Origin of the sequence: Citrobacter sp. Ce119 (assembly GCF_030334525.1) — a bacterium.
Taxonomy (GTDB): Bacteria; Pseudomonadota; Gammaproteobacteria; order Enterobacterales; family Enterobacteriaceae; genus Citrobacter; species Citrobacter europaeus.
In genome coordinates, this window is the sequence record NZ_JAOWDR010000059.1 from 303,529 (window position 1) to 322,076 (window position 18,548).

Sequence of the window (18,548 nt, forward strand, 5' to 3'; positions counted from 1 at the left end):
TAATACTCTAAATAGATCACGTTTCAGGAAGGCGGCAAGCTTGCGAATCCCCGGGAGCTTACATCCAGTAAGTGACCGGGGTGAGCAAGTGCAGCCAACGCACATGCAACGTGATCTATGACGAGTATTTCGCCGTGGATACTACCACGCACACCGATGTGCGTGCCGGGGTTCACTTGCGAGCTCTTTTTATTTGGCTCGCGAAGGAACCTTTAAAAACTGTCAGAGATAAGAGGCAGTTTTTAGAGGTTTCCTGCACTTATATTGCCTGATGGCGCTTAGCTTATCAGGCCTACGGGATTTCACCTGTAGGCCGGATAAGACGCTACGTCGCCATCCGGCAACCACTACAACAACTTACGCACTACGTTTGAGCAGCATCGACTTAATATGGCCGATGGCGCGCGTCGGGTTCAGCCCTTTCGGACATACGCTGACGCAGTTCATGATGCTATGGCAGCGGAATACGCTGAAAGCGTCACTTAAACCTTCCAGGCGGCTGTCGGTCTCGGTATCGCGGCTATCAATTAAGAAGCGATACGCTGCCAGCAGGCCTGCCGGGCCAATAAACTTGTCTGGGTTCCACCAGAATGATGGGCAGGACGTTGAGCAGCATGCACACAAAATACATTCATACAGCCCATCGAGCTTCTCACGCTGCTCAGGCATTTGTAAATGCTCACGAGCCGGCGGATTTTTCCCATTATTCAACAAGTAAGGCTTAATCTTCTCATACTGTGCGTAGAATTGCCCCATGTCTACCACCAAATCGCGCACAACCGGTAAACCTGGCAGCGGGCGAATGACAATTTTCTTGCCCGGCTGATTCAGCGCAGAAATAGGTGTGATACAGGCCAGTCCATTTTTGCCGTTCATGTTCAGACCGTCGGAGCCACAAACCCCTTCACGGCAGGAGCGACGAAACGACAGCGACGGATCTTTTTCTTTCAACTGCATCAATGCATCCAGCAGCATCATGTCGCGCCCTTCTTCTGCCTCCAGGGTGTAATCCTGCATGTGCGGAGCGTCGTCAACATCCGGGTTATAGCGATAAACTGAAAACTCGAGTTTCATTGTCCTGTCTCCGCATTAATAAGTACGAATCTTCGGCGGGAATGCCGGGCGCAGCTTCGGTTCCATATTGACTTGACGTCGCGTCATGGATTCCGACTCTGGCAGGTACAGGGAATGGCACAGCCAGTTTTCATCATCACGTTCCGGGAAGTCGAAGCGGCTATGCGCGCCACGGCTTTCGGTACGGAAGTTTGCAGATACTGCAGTGGCGTACGCGGTCTCCATCAGGTTATCCAGCTCCAGACACTCAACGCGCTGGGTGTTGAACTCGCTGGAGGTATCGTCCAGGCGGGCATTTTTCAGACGTTCGCGGATCGCTTTCAGCTCTTCCAGACCTTTCGCCATCGCATCGCCTTCGCGGAATACCGAGAAGTTGTGCTGCATACATTCCTGCAGCGCTTTGCGAATTGCCACCGGGTCTTCACCGTTGCGGTTACCGTTCCAGCGATTCAGACGCGCCAGAGAAGCATCGATTTCATCTTCGGTCGCATCCAGCAGGTCACCCTGCTCAGCGATAGATTCCTGCAGATGCAGCCCCACCGCACGACCAAATACCACCAGGTCCAGCAGCGAGTTGCCGCCCAGACGGTTGGCGCCGTGAACCGACACGCACGCGATTTCGCCGACAGCAAACAGCCCCGGGATCACCACATCTTCGCCCTGTTCGTTTACAGTCAGCGCCTGGCCAGTCACTTTGGTCGGAATACCGCCCATCATATAGTGGCAGGTTGGGATAACCGGAATCGGCTCTTTGACCGGGTCAACGTGAGCAAAGGTACGAGACAGTTCGAGAATGCCCGGCAGACGGGATTCCAGCACTTCTTTACCCAGGTGGTCGAGTTTCAATTTGGCATGCGGACCCCACGGGCCGTCGCAGCCGCGACCTTCACGGATTTCGATCATGATGGAACGCGCCACCACGTCACGACCCGCCAGGTCTTTCGCGTTCGGGGCATAACGCTCCATAAAGCGCTCGCCGTGTTTGTTCAGCAGGTAGCCACCTTCACCACGGCAGCCTTCTGTTACCAGAACGCCTGCGCCGGCGATGCCGGTTGGGTGAAACTGCCACATCTCCATATCCTGCACCGGCACGCCAGCGCGGATAGCCATACCCACGCCGTCACCGGTGTTGATGTGGGCATTGGTGGTGGACTGATAAATACGACCAGCACCGCCGGTCGCCAGCACGGTTGCGCGGGCTTTGAAGTAAACCACTTCACCGGTTTCGATACACAGCGCGGTACAACCGACAACGGCGCCATCGGCGTTTTTCACCAGGTCCAGCGCATACCACTCGGAGAAAATTGTGGTGTGGTTTTTCAGGTTCTGCTGATACAGCGTGTGCAACAGCGCATGACCGGTACGGTCTGCCGCTGCCGCGGTACGTGCCGCCTGCTCGCCGCCGAAGTTCTTCGACTGGCCGCCAAACGGACGTTGATAAATTGTGCCATTGTCGAGGCGAGAGAACGGCAGCCCCATGTGGTCCAGCTCCAGAATCGCTTCCGGACCGGTTTTACACATATATTCAATAGCGTCCTGGTCACCAATGTAGTCCGACCCTTTAACGGTGTCGTACATGTGCCATTCCCAGTTATCTTCATGGGTATTACCGAGCGCAACGGTGATGCCACCTTGCGCGGATACGGTATGGGAACGGGTTGGGAACACTTTGGAGAGCAGCGCACAGGTCTGACCGCTCTGGGAAATTTGCAGCGCCGCGCGCATACCTGCGCCGCCGGCACCAATCACAACAGCATCAAATTCTCTGACTGGCAGTTTCATTACACACCCCACACCACAACAAATCCATAAATGACGTAAACCACCAGCGCAACGACGATAGCCAGTTGCAGAATCAGGCGCACAGCCAGAGGTTTAACGTAGTCGGTCAACACCTGCCACATGCCGATCCAGGCATGAATCAAGATGGAGAAAAGTGCCAGCAGGGTGAAGACTTTGGTGAATGCCGATGAGAAGAAACCGGTCCAGACTTCAAACGTCAGCTCGCCGCTGGTGGCGAAGAAGCCGACCATATAGATGATGTATAACGTCAGAACGATAGCGGTAGCACGGACCAGAATGAAGTCATGTACGCCGTTGCGTCCTAATGCGGAGGCGTTGCTTACCATACGAGGACTCCTGCGAGAAGTGAAAGCACGACAATGATAACGAAACAAATTTTGGCGGAGCGTGTCCCTGCTTCGAGGGTTTCTTCGATATAGCCAAAATCCATCAACAGATGGCGAATGCCCATTACGGCGTGATATGCCAGCGCAATCAGGATCCCCCACAGAATTAACTCCACAAAGAAGTTATTCATAATGGATGACGCGATGAGGAAACCTTCAGGGGAGGAAAGGCTGGTACCCAATAACCACAACAGAATCCCGACCGCCACGAAGGTGATCACTCCGGATACGCGATGGAGAATGGACGCTATCGCCGTGATTGGGAACCGGATCGTTTGCAGATCCAGATTGACAGGTCTTTGTTTTTTCACATTTCTTATCATGAATAACGCCCACATGCTGTTCTTATTATTCCCTTTGGACTTCGGGTACAGAAGATGAAGACACCTGTAGCCTGAAAGACGACGGGATTTCCTTCCTCCGGTCTGCGTGCGGGTCAGACAGCGTCCTTACTATAACTACGCGTCATATAAAACACTGCTTCCAGATGCTAAAACGACACGATACAACGCTGGTTGGCTCGGGATTGCAGGGTATTCCGGAGACCTGGCGGCAGTATAGGACGTTCACAAAATCATTACAATTAACCTACATATAGTTTGTCGGGTTTTATCCCGAACAGTGACATAGGTCACGATAACAACATTATTTTAATTTTTAATCATCTGATTTGACAATCATTAAACAAAGTTGTTACAAACGACACCAGAAAAAGCATATAATGCGTAAAAGTTATGGGGTCACTCTTTCACCGGAGATTTAGTTATGTAACAGTGTGGAAGTATTGACCAATACCGTCAGGACAGTTATTAGTGATAGACAGGTTTAATAATTCGGATTGCTAAGTTCTTGATTTGCAGTTTATTCGCCATGAAAAGACCGTTTTACCTGCAAGCGCCCATAGCTCTGTACCCAGGTCATCCCCTCTTTCGCAGAGCGGCGAGCCAAATAACAAACTGGTAACGGTTTATTGATGTACGAAGGCAGATTTAAGTTCCGGCAGTCTTAAGCAATAAGGCGCTAAGGAGACCGTAAATGGCTGATACTAAAGCAAAACTCACTCTAAATGGTGACGCTGCTATTGAACTGGATGTGCTGAAAGGTACGCTCGGTCAAGATGTTATTGATATTCGTAGCCTTGGCTCAAAAGGGATGTTTACTTTTGACCCAGGTTTCACCTCTACCGCATCCTGCGAATCCAAAATTACTTTCATTGATGGTGACGAAGGTATTTTGTTGCATCGCGGCTTCCCGATTGATCAGTTGGCGACCGAGTCTAACTATCTGGAAGTGTGTTACATCCTGCTGTACGGTGAAAAACCGACGCAGGAAGAGTACGACGAGTTCAAAACCACAGTCACTCGCCATACCATGATCCACGAGCAGATCACCCGTCTGTTCCACGGTTTCCGCCGCGACTCTCACCCGATGGCCGTTATGTGCGGTGTTACCGGGGCGCTGGCTGCGTTCTACCACGACTCGCTGGATGTGAATAATCCGCGTCACCGTGAAATCGCCGCTTTCCGTCTGCTGTCCAAAATGCCAACCATGGCAGCAATGTGTTATAAATATTCCATTGGACAGCCGTTCGTGTACCCGCGTAATGACCTCTCTTACGCCGGTAACTTCCTGAACATGATGTTCTCCACGCCGTGCGAAAAATACGAAGTCAATCCGATTCTGGAACGCGCAATGGACCGTATCTTAATCCTGCACGCTGACCACGAACAGAACGCCTCAACCTCTACCGTACGTACCGCGGGCTCTTCTGGCGCTAACCCGTTTGCCTGCATCGCGGCCGGTATTGCTTCCCTGTGGGGACCGGCACACGGCGGCGCAAACGAAGCTGCGCTGAAAATGCTGGAAGAAATCAGCTCTGTTAAACACATTCCGGAATTTGTTCGCCGCGCGAAAGACAAGAATGATTCCTTCCGCCTGATGGGCTTTGGTCACCGTGTTTACAAAAACTATGACCCGCGCGCTACCGTCATGCGTGAAACCTGCCACGAAGTGCTGAAAGAATTGGGCACCAAAGACGATCTGCTGGAAGTGGCGATGGAACTTGAGCACATTGCGCTCAACGACCCGTACTTCATCGAGAAGAAACTCTACCCGAATGTAGACTTCTACTCCGGCATCATCCTGAAAGCGATGGGTATTCCGTCCTCCATGTTCACCGTTATCTTCGCCATGGCGCGTACCGTTGGCTGGATTGCGCACTGGAACGAAATGCACACCGACGGCATGAAAATCGCTCGTCCGCGTCAGCTGTACACCGGCTACGACAAGCGCGATTTTAAATCTGCAATTAAGCGTTAATTGTCTGCCGGATGGCGCTTGCGCCTGTCCGGCTTTCAGCTATTAATTCTCCCGGGTCGGATAAGGCAGTAACGCCAGAATCCGACCTGTTTTTTCTTGATCCACATTATTTTATTCTCATCGCGCTTTCTCTATGATTTACTGAGATTTCCGTCATTTCACTCAGGAGCATGGGATGCCTGTTTTGCAGTGGAGCCTGTTGTTTCTGCTATCGCTCCTTCTTTCCCTGCTCTTTCTGTTTATCCATCTTCCAGGACCATTGCTGCTCGGTTCGATGATCGTCGGCATCATCTTCAGTATGCGCGGCATTTCGCTGCACCCTCCCCGCTGCACATTTCTTGGTGCGCAGGCGATTCTCGGCTGCATGATTGCCCAAAATCTGACCGGTTCAATCTTCACAACCCTTGCGGCCCACTGGCCGATGGTGATTGTTGTCCTGCTGGCGACCCTTATCAGCAGCGCGGTAATCGGCTGGCTGCTGGTGCGCTACAGTAATCTACCGGGGAACACCGGCGCGTGGGGTTCTTCGCCTGGCGGCGCGGCGGCGATGGTCGCGATGGCCCAGGAATTTGGCGCCGACATCCGGCTGGTGGCGTTTATGCAGTATCTGCGCGTACTGTTGGTGGTCGGGGCAGCAGCGCTGGTCACCCGATTGATGATGGGCGATCAGGCGCAGGCGGTCAGTGAACAAATCGTCTGGTTTCCGCCACTGAGCGGTAATCTGTTCAGTACCCTGGCGCTGGCCGCCGTTGCCGGTATAGCCGGGCGCTTACTGCGCATCCCCTCAGGCGCGATGTTGCTGCCTATGCTGGCAGGCGCACTGCTGAATGCCAGTGGCGTAATGGTGATTGAACTGCCGGAATGGCTGCTGGCAATAGCTTATATGGCCATCGGCTGGCAAATCGGCCTTGGCTTTGACAAGCAGATTTTCTTAACGGCGTTGCGCCCCTTACCGCAGATCCTGTTGTCCATTTTTTCACTGATGGCGATCTGCGCCGCTATGGCCTGGGGGCTGGCGCATTACATGCAGATAGATTTTCTCACCGCCTATCTGGCGACCAGTCCCGGTGGGGTGGATTCTGTTGCGGTGATTGCCGCAGGGAGTCACGCCGATATGGCGTTGATCATGGCGATGCAAACCCTGCGGCTGTTCAGCATTTTATTAACCGGCCCGGCGGTGGCGCGGTTTATTTCAGTGCACGCGCCAAAGCAATTATCATCGTAAGCCGGAATTAGTTTAAGTTATATTTAAACCCTACCCTGATTTGATATTCATTTTTTGTATCATCACCATCTTTATATTTATCAAGATAGCCTAATTCAAAAAATGGATAAAACCGCGGTGTGGCATGAAAATTAAATACAAAGTTATGCTGCAGAGTATGATTCTTGCCGTTAGCATACTCAAATTTATCGCCATGGGTTTTACTGTAATACGTTGGATTATATTGCACCCAGAAATTTGGCGTAAAATACTTGGTTAAATAAATATCAACGCGGTGCTCTGAAGAGTCATCCCAGTCGCCTTGCAGCGTTTCGCTGTCATGGTTTTGATGGTTATATCGGTAGCGTAGTACAGCCCCCAGCGTTGGGTCAAAATGATAGCCAATACCAATATAAGGGTCGACACGTGAACCTGCAGACTCCCAGTGAAACACCACGCCGGGCTCAAGCCAGAAGTCACTATCACCCAGAGCAAAAGGCTTGTTAAACTCGGCTTCCTGATAGCTGCTTTTCCACTGGTCCATATTTTTACCAAGATCGGCATCGGTTTCAAAACTCCAGTACATGCTTTTAAATATACTGTCTGAGTCCTGTACCACCCCGGTTAACATTAACCGCTGCAAAAAACCTTTGCTGGCCGTACGGTACTGCGTACGCGGTGCAAAATACACGGTAGTAAAGGGTGTCGATCTCGCCTGAGGGGCAGTAGTCGTATTATTTTCCGCGGCCATAGCGCCAGTTACAGGCATGACCAGTGCAGCCATTAATATGGCTGTATTAATATTATTGCTTTTCATTATATTTTCCTCGCCGTACAGAGATAAAATCCCCCCCTGCTAAATCAATAGCCTGAATATTTAACCGAGGGAGCGGAATATTACCAGTAACTTTTCCAGCAGGATATTGCACGGGTCATCGCTTCCATCAGGAAATAATCCCCCCACGCGCAGCACTCATCCACACCGACGTTACCTTTAAAATAATAAACAGAGTGTTTTAATAATCCTTCGCCTGCTTCATGCGCAGCATTTAGATAATCATCAAGCATTCGCGCAATCATCCTTAATGCCAACGCTTCATAACTTTCACGTTCCGGATGGGTTGCCGGTAGCTGTTTTACCAGCTCCAGCAGCGCGCAGGCGAGAATCGCGCTGGCAGAGCTATCCCTTTCACTGTTGGGATCGGTAAGCGCCAAATCCCAATAACAGATAAGATCTTCCGGCAAACGATTAATAAAGTAATTTGCCAGCGTCTGGCTCAGTTCCAGAAGCCGCTCATCTCCGGTATAGAGATAATTCAGCAGAAAGCCATAAACACCCCATGCCTGCCCGCGCGACCAGCAGGAATCATCGGAAAAACCCTGATGCGTATTGCCAAACCGCGGTTCCCCGGTGCGCACATCCATATAGTACGTATGAAACGTTGAGCCGTCCTCGCGCACAATATAACGTCGCGCCTGCTCTATATGATTTTTCGCCGCTTCAGCATAGCGTGGATCGCCGGTGCTGGCGCTTGCCTGATACAGCAAGGGCAGATTCATATTGCAGTCTATAATCATCCTGCCCTGCTGCTCCGGATTATCCAGTTCGCCCCACGCCTGAATAATGCCGCATTTCTCGTGATAGCGTTCCATCAGCACTTCTGCCGCCTGCTGCGCGATATAAGTCGCCTCGCGATTGCCGGTTAGTTTATTGGCCGCTATACATGAAAGGCTGTACAGAAAACCCAGATCGTGGTGATTGGTATGATCCCTACTGGCAATACGTTCGCCAAAAGAACGGACATGTTGTTCGGCCAACGTACGATACGCATCATTACGCGTCCATTCCCACGCCAGCCACAGCTGGCCAGTCCAGAAACTGGTGGTCCATTCCTGATTATCGATAATTGGGTAGCGACCATTTTCACATGCCGCATCCGGAAAACGCGTGCCAAAATAATCGCTGTTACGATCGATAGCAGATAAAATGACCGGTAAAGCGCGGCGAATCTTCTGCGCAATAGCAGCGCGCTCGCCGCTTCGCAGGACAACAGGAACGATCGGTTCTTTACGGATAGTCACAGACATAATTCTCTCGTTTTCTTCACTTTAATGGGTGGCTTCTTGCCCATGGACAGGGGCTGCAGTGTTTTTTTTGTGCTGATAGCAAGTAGAAAGCGTGATGGCGGAGATTCCGGTAAATACCAGAGCAACCACGCCCATAATCAGATAGGTATGCTCAAAACCAATTTTTTGGTAGGCATAGCCGGCGGGCGGTGCCACGACAATAGAACCGACGTAAATCATGGCCTGATAGCCCAACAGGTACATCGTGGCGTTAACGCGTTTGTCGAAATGTTCGGCAATGTATTTGAAGACCGACACCAGAATCAGGGCGATTTCAATCCCATACAAAGGCTTCACCAGGCAGATGATCAGCGGATCGTTAGTTAATCCGGAAATAATCAAACGCAGACTGATCACAAGACCGGTCAGGATCATCCCCTGCTTAGCGCCAATGCGATTAATAATGGCAGGCACCAGCATCATGCCGAAAAACTCTGCGGCTGACTGCGCGGTACTCATGTAGCCAAACATGGCGTTGCCTTCTTCTTTAGTGCTAAAGAAGGTGACGAAATAGCGAGAGAACTGCTGTTCGGCAATAAACATCATCCATGCCACTCCCGCGATATACAGCGCAAAGGTCCAGAATTTCTTATTGCGCAGCAACTCGAACACATCGCCAATGACAATCTTCTCTTTCGACAGGACGTCATTCTCTTCCTGGCCAAAGTGATCAACTTTCAGCGTCAGCAGAACCGCAAACATGCACAGCGCGGAAACGCTACTGATTACAAAGTTGATTTTGGGCGAAATATTGTAGAGATACCCAGAGAATGAAGACGCCGTTGCCCATCCCAGCGCGGCCCACATGCGGATCCGGCCAAACTCCATCGCGTACAAACGGCTGAAACGGTCAACATAGGACTCTTCCGCCGCCACCCCCGCATACCAGCCGAGGCTGAAAAAAAGCGCACCGACGATCATCCCGCTGATAAAATGCGTTTGTAATAGCGGCAGGTAACACCAGATGAAAAATGGCGCCATCAGGGCCGAAACGAGGCAGACAAAATAGAGCAGATGTTTTTTCATGCCCATTTTGTCCATGATGTAACCGTAAACAGGTTTGATAACTACCGCAAAAACGCCGTTCACGGCAAATACCGTGCCGATCTCCACACCATCCAACCCGGCTTTATCTCCCAGCCAGATAGCATACAGGCCAAAACTGGCCGCCCAGGTAAAGGTAAACAGAAATACAAACAGACTCAGTTTGATGTAAGCCGAGCGCGTCGACTGAACAGGGTTAGTCATTATTTTTCTCCGCACATGCGTCAGTTAAATGATTTCCAGCGTTTTCACACCCAGCGTTAGCACCTGATTCTCACGGTCGAACGCCATTGCTGCCGCAGGTGACAGCGAGGAAAACGATGTGGCGTTGACGGCGCAGGCCAGCCAGTGCGTGCCCGGCGTAAGCGTGCTACGAAGACAGGGGATCTCCCCCGGTGATGCATACAGAATGTTGCTGTTGGGTGGCGTTGTGACGATCTCCGGTTGACGCTCTGCCAACAGATCGGTTATCTGGCATACGCCGGAGCTGGCACGAAGCGTGACCCCGTGCGGTGCAGTTTTGGTATCGATGAGTTGATGCCGGTTAAGCGCGAATCCCCCCTCGACACAGTCAAGCTGGCGCGCAGTTTCAACGCGATGAATGCGAATATGTCCTTGCTGAAACGGGATTAGCCAGGTCGTGACGACGACGTTTGACCACGGGTGCCAACGGCTTCGGATTAACGCATCCGTCATTTCAACAGCGTCGCACTCACGACGTCCACGCCAGTAGTTATCCTGTTCGCTGAACACCAGCATCGAATCACAGGCAGCATGGTTCAGACCATAATGACCGCGCTCCAGGGTAAAACCGAAGTGGCTGGAGTAAGCAAATTTGCCGTATTTGGCATCGAAATTGACAAAGTTATTGCGGTCGTACTGCCCGGACATCAGCATCCAGGCGTGTCGGTTTGCATCATCATGAACGATAAATTGTCCGGCTTCCTTTATCGGATGAATCGGCTCAGGTTCAGGCAACGGGGCTGACTCGGCTTGCCAGAATGCGCTCTGTTCCGGCAGCGCCAGAATCAGCAACGCCTTACATGCCCACCAGGGTGAGCATGGGCTGTTGTAGTCTTCGGTCATCACCAGATTCGGGTAGGTATATCCCAGCGTGAATAAACCATCCGGGCCAATGAAAGGCTGCGCTAACCACCAGTCGAGGTGGCGTAAAATCACGCCTTTGACGATAGGGATCGTAAAGACATCCAATCCTGTCCAGACGACGGCGCTCCAGAACGCAACCTGAACAAAACGGTAAGTCAGGCTGCGGCCAAACGGAATTGCATCCCCGTCACTGGTAAAGTAATAGATGTAATCTCTGGCAAACTGACGCGCGCGCTGGCGATAGCGCAGGCAACGTTCAGGATCAGCGTCCTGCATAAGATGGCTGTACAGCAAACTGTAAAAATGAAACCCGCTGGAGATATAGTAATCGCGCGGTTTACCTGCACCGTCGGAATACCAGCCGTTACCAAGCCAGAATGGCTCAATCGCGTTCAGATGCTTATCAATGACCATCATGTCATAGTGGCGTCCGACACATTTAAGACCGACCTGCACCAATACCGGGAAGAAGTGCCAGTTATTATCCGGGATTTGGATATCAGCACTTTGTCGTAACCAGCGCTCCAGATTATCCTGCTCATCGGCGGTTAACGCATCCCATAATCCGGTATTCGGCAGCGCCAGCGCTACGCCAAAGGCAGCCATTTCCACGCAGCGCTGATCGTTATCGACCAGATTACCCCAATAGTTTGGATGTTCGGGGTCACAGCCATGGCGAATACCGCGAATAAAAGCCTCACGATACTCACCCGCGTCTCCTGCGCTTAACAGCGGTGAAAGGATCCATAACAGACGTGCAAACCCCTCCATACCGGCGATGTCCATTGGATATTGTGCGGACGTTTCGCCCACGTCCAAACGCGTGTTATCGCATGAGAGATGAGGAATGGCTGATGCCAACCATTGCCGCGCCTTTTCTGCATACTCTTGCCTTGCTCGCATAATGAAACCTCGTTTCATTTGATGAAGTATTGGGCGCATAATAAGGATTTGAGCTGACATACAAATGTGATAATCGTCGTATTTCCACACAACGCTGGTGATGAAGTACAACATTCATCTGCATTTTGCGGAGAAAATTCGATTACAGTGATAAAAACTTAAGTATGTTCACATGAACAGGCGAGACATAAATGCAGCGGACGGAAGACAGTAGTTATCTTGAGCATATAAACCTCAACGACAAGTCGATTTACTTTAATCGTATGAAGGATATGCCAGCCAACTACTATCACTGGCACCAGTGTGTGGAGATATTGTCGGTTTCTCAGGGAGTAGGCATCGCGCTTATGGAGCACCAACAGTACACCGTCAAACCCGGGCGTATTTTTATTTTCCCGCCGGGAAAGTTGCATAAAGTGTTTGTCGAACAGGATGCACGTAATATTTATCACCGCACGACGCTGCACTTTAATGCTCCACAAATTGAGCAGTACCTGCGGGATTTTCCTCGGCAGCAAATGCTACTGCGTCAGCTGTGCGCCAGGGGAGAGAAAGCACGGGTGTTTGACGTCGGTGACGTTCAACCGGTGATTGAAACGTTGCTGAGCCGTTTTGAAGAACAGCTCAAAAGTCAGACCTTCAGCATCAGCGACAGCGCATTTCTGGTGATGCAGCTCATTAGCCTGCTGCCACATCAGGCGCAGGCCACGGGACAAAATACATTTTCGGTCAGCATTATCCGCTGGATCGAAACACACTTTCACCAGCGCTGCTCGCTGGAAGATATCGCCAGCGAGATGGGGTGCTCGCGGGGCCATGCCTCCCGCCGTTTTCACGAAGAAACCGGCGGTACGATTCAGGAATACCTGATGATGCGCCGCATTCGTCAGGCCTGCGAACTGCTGTTACATACCAATAGCTCGGTACGCGATATTGCTGCTCAGGTTGGTTTCTCCGAATACGCCTGGTTTATTACCTGTTTTCGCAAAAACATGGGTAAAACCCCGCTGCAATATCGCAAAACGTATGCTTCGGTATAGATCTACTTCTGACATCCCGGACACCAGTAAAAAGGGCGCGAAGAGAGCGTCGTTTTTTCGATGATTCCACCACAGCGCTCGCAGGCTTCACCGTCCCGGTGAAAGACCTTAAAGCGAAACAACGCACCGTGGTGTTTGTTCTCATCCACCAGCCCACGGGTATTATAGGACAGACGAGGAATATCAAGCAGCGCACGCGCCAGCGTATTCAACTGTTCGTCATTAAGCTGAGACGCTTTATGCTGCCCGGTCAACCCTACCTGCCAAAGGATCTCTACCCGCAGGTAGTTACCTAATCCCGCCAGAAACGCCTGGTCCAGTAGCAGGCCAGAAAACTGGCGATTACGAAAACGCGGAGATAACAGACGCGCTTTAACCTCATCGGGCGTTAAACGTAAATCCAGCACATCCGGCCCAACTCGTTGCAGGAACGGATGAGTGGTAAGCTGCTCTGGCGTCAGCATTTCGATATCAGACGCGCTATAGAGCAGGATGGTTTTATCGGCTGTTTGCAGCCTGACACGCAGAACCCGCGAAGTCTGCGGGATTTTGCCAGTATCCACGACTCGCCACACGCCGTAGAGCTGATTGTGACTGTACAGCGTCAGACCATTAGAAAAATGAGTCAGCAGTGCTTTCCCTCGCGTTTCAAGCTGAGTAACACTCTGCCCAATTAGTTGAGATTGATACGGTTTTAACTGCTCAAAGGCAAACCAGACATCCGTCAGGGGTTTGCCTTTGACTGCCGCCTCCAGGTTATCCGCCGCGCGGCGGATCTCCGGGCCTTCAGGCATAATACTGTCCTTTGTTAATGTGTTGCGCCGCCCGTCACTGTGATATCGCTTTCCACCTGCAAGGCGGTGGCAATGGCGACTTCCAGCGCCCGGCGAACGGTTTCAGCCGCCATACTTGGCGCTCCGGGATGCTGTGCAGCTTGTTGCGGCAGATAAGGGATATGAATAAAACCGCCCTTCACCGCCGGCACGTCGCGTAATTTATGCAGCAGACCATACATTACGTGGTTACACACAAAGGTACCTGCGGTCTGGGAAACCGAGGCCGGAATTCCCGCGTTGCGCATAGCCACAACCATCGCTTTGATCGGCAACGTACTAAACCATGCCGCAGGACCATCGACGACAATCGGCACATCTACCGGCTGTTGTCCCTGGTTATCCGCAATACGTGCATCATCAACGTTGATCGCCACGCGCTCCACGGTGATATCCGAGCGCCCGCCCGCCTGCCCCACAGCCAGCACCAACGATGGCGACAGCGCATCAATCGCGCCATTGAGTACGGCAAGAGATTCGCCAAAGACGCACGGCAGCTGGCGGGCAACGACGCGGCATCCACCGATAATAGCATTGTCGAGTCCCGAGACCACTTCCCAGGAAGGGTTAACTGACTCGCCGCCAAAGGGTTCAAATCCCGTGATGAGTACTGTTTTCATCCTGTCACCTTACAAGAACATCAGGAAATACATCAGGAACACGTTGACCAACAGCAGCAGTATGCCGGTTGGCACCTGCGCTTTAATCACCGCGTTTTTATCCGGCAGCTCCAGCAGCGCAGCAGGGACAATGTTAAAGTTCGCCGCCATCGGCGTCATCAGTGTCCCGCAATAGCCGGAGAACATACCAATCGCCGCCATTACCGCTGGATTGCCGCCGTGTTGCAGTACGAGGATCGGAATACCAATCCCAGCGGTCACGATCGGGAAAGCAGCAAATGCATTGCCCATCACCATGGTCAGCAATGCCATGCCGATGGTGTACACCGCCACCGCGATAAAGCGACTGTCTACCGCCAGATATTCCTGCGTCAGATATGAAATGCCGCTGCCTACGCCAGCCGCCGTAAACAACAGCCCGAGCGTGGCGAGGATTTGCGGCAGGATGAACGCCCAGCCGATGGAATCCAGCAGACGGCGCGCCTCCTGAATCGGCTGATGCACCCGCTCATGGGTCATTTTTATCGCCATCGCCAGACCAATCAACGAGCCCGCTGTCATGGAAAAAAGCGTCACCAGCGTGGCGTGATTACCCGGCCCAAACAGCGCATCCTGTAAGCCCGGAATATGGTTGAACATCAGCACGCCGATCACCGTTACTACCGGAATCGCCAGCGCCGGGAAAAACAGGCGGTTGCCCAGGCGACTGGCGCTTTCTTCTCGCTGTTGCGGCGTCCGTTGATGGTAGCTTCCCAGCTTCACGCCGCCAAAACCGGCGATCAGGGCCAGAACGACCACCGCAACACCAACGGCAATATGCACCGCGCGTTTGTCGCCAAACAGCGAGTATGTCCAGTCGCCAAGCAAAAACAATACGCCGTATATGCCCCAAAACAGGCCTGTAGTGAAGCGGCGCGGGTTCGCCTTGTCCTGCCACGACATCAGCGCCACAATCAGTAATACCGCTCCCGCCAGCCAATAGAGATAGCTTTGTTGAAAATTCATTTCGCTTCTCCTTTCGCTGCGGCATTCGCTTTCGCCACCTCACGTTGCAAATAGCTATCCAGACGCCACAGACGCGTGCCGTGGATCAGAAAGGCACAAATTGCCGTTGGGATCCCCCACAAGGCGATATGCAACGGTTCGGTCTGGATCCCACCAGACTCCAGCATAAAGTTGTGCATGAATATGATGGCACCGAAGGCAACAAAGATATCTTCCCCGAAAAACAGCCCAACGTTATCGGTCGCAGCTGACATTGCGCGCAGGCGATAGCGTACCGCGCCCGGTATCTCACCATGATTTTTTTCAGCAGCCCCTTCCGCCATCGGCGCCAGCAGCGGACGCACCATCTGTGGATGCCCCCCCAAACTGGTCAGTCCTAACGCGGCGGTCGCTTCGCGTATGAACAGGTAGACAATAAGCAGACGGCCACTGGTGGCGCTGCGGATTTTTGCAATCCACGCCTGAGCGCGCTCTTTGAGTCCGTGACGTTCCAGCAGGCCAATAACCGCCAGCGGGATCAGCAGGATAAACGGCAGGTTGCGGGTGTTAAGAAAACCTTCACCCAGTTTCTCAAGGATGGTGGCTACCGGCATATGCGCCGCCAGTCCCGTGACGATCCCGGCAATAATGACCACCAATACCGGGTTAAAACGTAAAAGAAATCCGACCACAATGACGGCGATACCCGTCAATGGCCAGAGAGAAATAGCCTCTCCCATAATTAAATCCCTTATGTTGTTGTGTAATATATTATTGTTTTATATAAAAATTTATGCGCTAATTTGAATATTGCATGCATTAAAGGCGCTACGCAAGCGACGGGCAAAAGCGAGTGCGTGCTCGCCATCCCCATGAATGCATACCGTCTGGGCCGTCACGCTCGCCCATGTTCCACTCTGGCTTTTTACTCTGCCGGATTGCACCATTTCTAACGTTTGCGCCAGCGCCTGCTCTTCATCCTCAATCAGTGCTCCCGGCTGGTTACGCGGCACCAGACTGCCATCGGCCTGATAACCCCGATCGGCAAAAACTTCCTGACGCGTTACCAGGCCATAGTGTTCTGCGGCACGAATCAGTTCGCTTCCTGCCAGTCCTACCAGAACCAGCGATGGATCGCAGGCATGAACCGCTTTCGCAATCGCATCAGCCAACTGAGGATCTTTCGCCGCCTGGTTATAAAGCATACCGTGCGGTTTGACATGACGCATTACGCCGCCCTCCGCCTGCGTGATGGCAGCCAGGGCGCCAATTTGATACAGCGTCTGCGCATACACCGTTTGTGCGGGCAGGGTCATGGCGCTACGGCCAAAATTTTCCCGATCCGGAAAGCTCGGATGCGCGCCTATCGCCACGCCATTTTTTAGCGCTTCGCGCACGCTTAAGAGCATGGTTTGCGCATCTCCGGCGTGAAACCCACAGGCAATATTGGCTGAAGACACCAGTTGCAGCAGCGCCGCATCGTTAGCGCATCCCTCACCGAGGTCCGCGTTGAGATCAATTTTCATTGTTAAGTCGCCATGTTAATTGTTCCAGGTAACGCTGCCGTTCCTGTCGCGCCTTAAGCGCTTCCTCCAGCGAACACTGCACAAAATGAATCGGCTGGCCGAGCGGGATCTGCGCCAGATGATACATATCCGCTTCAATGATACAGGCGATGCGCGGATAGCCGCCCGTCGTCTGGGCATCGTTCATCAGCACGATCGGCTGACCATTGTGCGGAACCTGTACCACGCCGGGGAGCAAACCATGTGACAGCAGTTCACGATCGGTCATGCGCGTCAGCGGCTGCCCCTGCAGGCGGTACCCCATACGGTTACTTTGTGGGCTAAGCTGCCACGGCGAGCGCCAGAAAGAAGCCTGTGATACCTCGTCAAACTCCTGATATTCAGGTCCGGGAAGCGCACGAATATGGTTGCCCCACATGAGCTGTTTTACACCCTGCGGTCCGCTGAATTGCCGGGTAGATACGCCAATTGCCAGCCGATCGCCATCGCGCAGCAAACGCCCTTCCAGCCCGCCAATGCCAACTTTAAGATCGGTACTGCGCGAGCCCATGACTTCGGGGACATCAAAGCCGCCCGCAACCGCCAGGTAGCTGCGCATACCGTGATGCGGCCGTTTTAGCGTCAGGCGCTGGCCGGCTTTCATCGGTAGCCGCCATCCGCTCCACACGGGAGAATTATCCAGATGCGCTTCGCATCCCGCACCGGTCAGGGCAAACCAGCCATCGGTTTCAAATTCCACCACCAGTTGCCCCAGCGTAATTTCCAGCGCTGCAGCATTCGCATCATTACCCACCAGCAGGTTAGCGACGTTCAGCGCCGGTTTATCCAGTGCGCCACAGTGACTGATTCCGGATTGACGAAAATTATGGCGTCCCCCGTCCTGTACTGAGGTGTACATGCCCGCGCGAATAATGTTTAACATATCCCCTCCTTCTGCGGGACAAAACGCACGGTATCGCCAGCCCGTAACAGAATTGGTTCCTCTCGTTTTGGATCAAATAACGCAACGGGGGTACGACCAATCAGTTGCCATCCGCCTGGCGTGGAAAGCGGATAAACGCCCGTTTGGGATCCGCCAATACCCACTGAACCTGCCGGAACAATCAGGCGAGGTTCCGCACGCCTTGGGGTATGGAGTTGTTCAGGTAAGCTCCCAAGATAGGGAAATCCCGGCTGAAAGCCGATAAACCACACCACGTAATCAACCGATGCATGAAGTTCCACAACCTGCTTGTCGCTTAATCCGCTGTGCCGGACGACCTCAGCCAGATCGGGGCCAAACTCACCGCCATAGGTCACGGGAATTTCTATAAAGCGCGAATCCGGTTCCAACGCCTCACTCTCTTCCCACCAGCGCTGCAGGCGTTCAATCGCATCCAGCGCCAGCGTTTGCGGGTCGCGCAAGGTCACCGTGATATTGTTCATGCCCGGAATAGCTTCAAGCACATTCGGGGCATCAACCAGACGCTGGGCCAGACGCCAGATGCGTTTCTGAGTCGCCAGCGTAATGGGCGGTTCCAGCTCAAGAACCACCGCCGTTTCACCTAACAGATAACAACGCGCTCGCTGCACTTTCGT

The 18,548-nt window shown here is 52.6% G+C and carries 19 protein-coding genes; 4 read left to right on the top strand and 15 right to left on the bottom strand.

Translation table 11 applies throughout. The features are described 5' to 3' along the window. Nucleotides 1-357: 357 nt before the first annotated feature. The 4 genes from sdhB to sdhC are packed head-to-tail and all read right to left on the bottom strand — an operon-like array spanning nucleotide 358 to nucleotide 3,601. Nucleotides 358-1,074, bottom strand: coding sequence for a succinate dehydrogenase iron-sulfur subunit SdhB (gene sdhB / locus OGV80_RS18490; protein ID WP_032948848.1), 717 nt, complete (start codon nucleotides 1,072-1,074; stop codon nucleotides 358-360). A 15-nt stretch (nucleotides 1,075-1,089) separates the two neighbouring features. After that, on the bottom strand, nucleotides 1,090-2,856 hold the full coding sequence (gene sdhA / locus OGV80_RS18495) for a succinate dehydrogenase flavoprotein subunit (RefSeq protein WP_003831409.1): 1,767 nt from the start codon (nucleotides 2,854-2,856) through the stop codon (nucleotides 1,090-1,092). Then, nucleotides 2,856-3,203 carry a succinate dehydrogenase membrane anchor subunit gene (gene sdhD, locus OGV80_RS18500; protein ID WP_005122550.1) on the bottom strand — a complete coding sequence of 116 codons (348 nt, stop codon included), beginning with the start codon at nucleotides 3,201-3,203 and terminating at the stop codon, nucleotides 2,856-2,858. Before sdhD ends, sdhA begins: the two co-directional genes overlap by 1 nt. Further along, a complete protein-coding gene (sdhC, locus tag OGV80_RS18505) occupies nucleotides 3,197-3,601 on the bottom strand; it encodes a succinate dehydrogenase cytochrome b556 subunit (RefSeq protein ID WP_047412583.1) in 405 nt (134 codons plus the stop codon). Before sdhC ends, sdhD begins: the two co-directional genes overlap by 7 nt. Nucleotides 3,602-4,038: 437 nt before the next feature. Here sdhC and OGV80_RS24535 point away from each other — a divergent pair, with 437 nt between their 5' ends. The 3 genes from OGV80_RS24535 to OGV80_RS18515 all read left to right on the top strand — a co-directional run bounded on the left by OGV80_RS24535 (nucleotide 4,039) and on the right by OGV80_RS18515 (nucleotide 6,807). Further along, entirely contained in the window at nucleotides 4,039-4,092 is a 54-nt protein-coding gene (locus OGV80_RS24535; protein WP_418135082.1) for a hypothetical protein, read from the top strand. A 206-nt stretch (nucleotides 4,093-4,298) separates the two neighbouring features. After that, a complete protein-coding gene (locus OGV80_RS18510; protein WP_087053009.1) occupies nucleotides 4,299-5,582 on the top strand; it encodes a citrate synthase in 1,284 nt (427 codons plus the stop codon). Between the two features lie 175 nt (nucleotides 5,583-5,757). Next, nucleotides 5,758-6,807 carry an AbrB family transcriptional regulator gene (locus OGV80_RS18515; protein WP_075144974.1) on the top strand — a complete coding sequence of 350 codons (1,050 nt, stop codon included), beginning with the start codon at nucleotides 5,758-5,760 and terminating at the stop codon, nucleotides 6,805-6,807. Nucleotides 6,808-6,814: 7 nt separating this feature from the next. On the opposite strand, the gene OGV80_RS18520 is transcribed toward OGV80_RS18515, so the two are convergent. The 4 genes from OGV80_RS18520 to OGV80_RS18535 all read right to left on the bottom strand — a co-directional run bounded on the left by OGV80_RS18520 (nucleotide 6,815) and on the right by OGV80_RS18535 (nucleotide 11,967). Then, the gene (locus tag OGV80_RS18520) at nucleotides 6,815-7,603 is read right to left on the bottom strand and encodes an oligogalacturonate-specific porin KdgM family protein (protein ID WP_286515475.1); all 789 of its coding nucleotides are present in this window, start codon (nucleotides 7,601-7,603) and stop codon (nucleotides 6,815-6,817) included. 80 nt (nucleotides 7,604-7,683) lie between these two features. Continuing rightward, nucleotides 7,684-8,874 (bottom strand): glycoside hydrolase family 88 protein, encoded by a 1,191-nt coding sequence (locus OGV80_RS18525; RefSeq protein WP_043015619.1) that lies wholly within the window; start codon nucleotides 8,872-8,874, stop codon nucleotides 7,684-7,686. A gap of 21 nt (nucleotides 8,875-8,895) precedes the next feature. Beyond that, entirely contained in the window at nucleotides 8,896-10,161 is a 1,266-nt protein-coding gene (locus OGV80_RS18530; RefSeq protein ID WP_075144975.1) for an oligosaccharide MFS transporter, read from the bottom strand. A gap of 24 nt (nucleotides 10,162-10,185) precedes the next feature. Continuing rightward, nucleotides 10,186-11,967 carry a DUF2264 domain-containing protein gene (locus OGV80_RS18535; protein WP_286515476.1) on the bottom strand — a complete coding sequence of 594 codons (1,782 nt, stop codon included), beginning with the start codon at nucleotides 11,965-11,967 and terminating at the stop codon, nucleotides 10,186-10,188. A 191-nt stretch (nucleotides 11,968-12,158) separates the two neighbouring features. Here OGV80_RS18535 and OGV80_RS18540 point away from each other — a divergent pair, with 191 nt between their 5' ends. Beyond that, nucleotides 12,159-13,007 carry an AraC family transcriptional regulator gene (locus tag OGV80_RS18540; protein ID WP_043015617.1) on the top strand — a complete coding sequence of 283 codons (849 nt, stop codon included), beginning with the start codon at nucleotides 12,159-12,161 and terminating at the stop codon, nucleotides 13,005-13,007. A gap of 2 nt (nucleotides 13,008-13,009) precedes the next feature. Here OGV80_RS18540 and nei read toward each other — a convergent pair whose 3' ends face one another. The 7 genes from nei to pxpB are packed head-to-tail and all read right to left on the bottom strand — an operon-like array spanning nucleotide 13,010 to nucleotide 18,542. Beyond that, nucleotides 13,010-13,801, bottom strand: coding sequence for an endonuclease VIII (nei, locus tag OGV80_RS18545; protein WP_286515479.1), 792 nt, complete (start codon nucleotides 13,799-13,801; stop codon nucleotides 13,010-13,012). 14 nt (nucleotides 13,802-13,815) lie between these two features. Further along, complete coding sequence (gene pcp, locus OGV80_RS18550) at nucleotides 13,816-14,460, bottom strand: pyroglutamyl-peptidase I (RefSeq protein WP_047412626.1); 645 nt, start codon at nucleotides 14,458-14,460, stop codon at nucleotides 13,816-13,818. A 9-nt stretch (nucleotides 14,461-14,469) separates the two neighbouring features. Further along, nucleotides 14,470-15,465 carry a DUF979 domain-containing protein gene (locus OGV80_RS18555; protein ID WP_043015614.1) on the bottom strand — a complete coding sequence of 332 codons (996 nt, stop codon included), beginning with the start codon at nucleotides 15,463-15,465 and terminating at the stop codon, nucleotides 14,470-14,472. Then, on the bottom strand, nucleotides 15,462-16,184 hold the full coding sequence (locus tag OGV80_RS18560; protein ID WP_075144978.1) for a DUF969 domain-containing protein: 723 nt from the start codon (nucleotides 16,182-16,184) through the stop codon (nucleotides 15,462-15,464). The genes OGV80_RS18555 and OGV80_RS18560 overlap by 4 nt, the downstream gene beginning before the upstream one ends. A gap of 51 nt (nucleotides 16,185-16,235) precedes the next feature. Continuing rightward, entirely contained in the window at nucleotides 16,236-16,970 is a 735-nt protein-coding gene (pxpA, locus tag OGV80_RS18565) for a 5-oxoprolinase subunit PxpA (protein ID WP_043015612.1), read from the bottom strand. Then, complete coding sequence (pxpC, locus tag OGV80_RS18570) at nucleotides 16,960-17,892, bottom strand: 5-oxoprolinase subunit PxpC (protein ID WP_286515481.1); 933 nt, start codon at nucleotides 17,890-17,892, stop codon at nucleotides 16,960-16,962. The genes pxpA and pxpC overlap by 11 nt, the downstream gene beginning before the upstream one ends. Beyond that, nucleotides 17,886-18,542 (bottom strand): 5-oxoprolinase subunit PxpB, encoded by a 657-nt coding sequence (pxpB, locus tag OGV80_RS18575; protein ID WP_286515482.1) that lies wholly within the window; start codon nucleotides 18,540-18,542, stop codon nucleotides 17,886-17,888. Before pxpB ends, pxpC begins: the two co-directional genes overlap by 7 nt. Nucleotides 18,543-18,548: the final 6 nt, after the last annotated feature.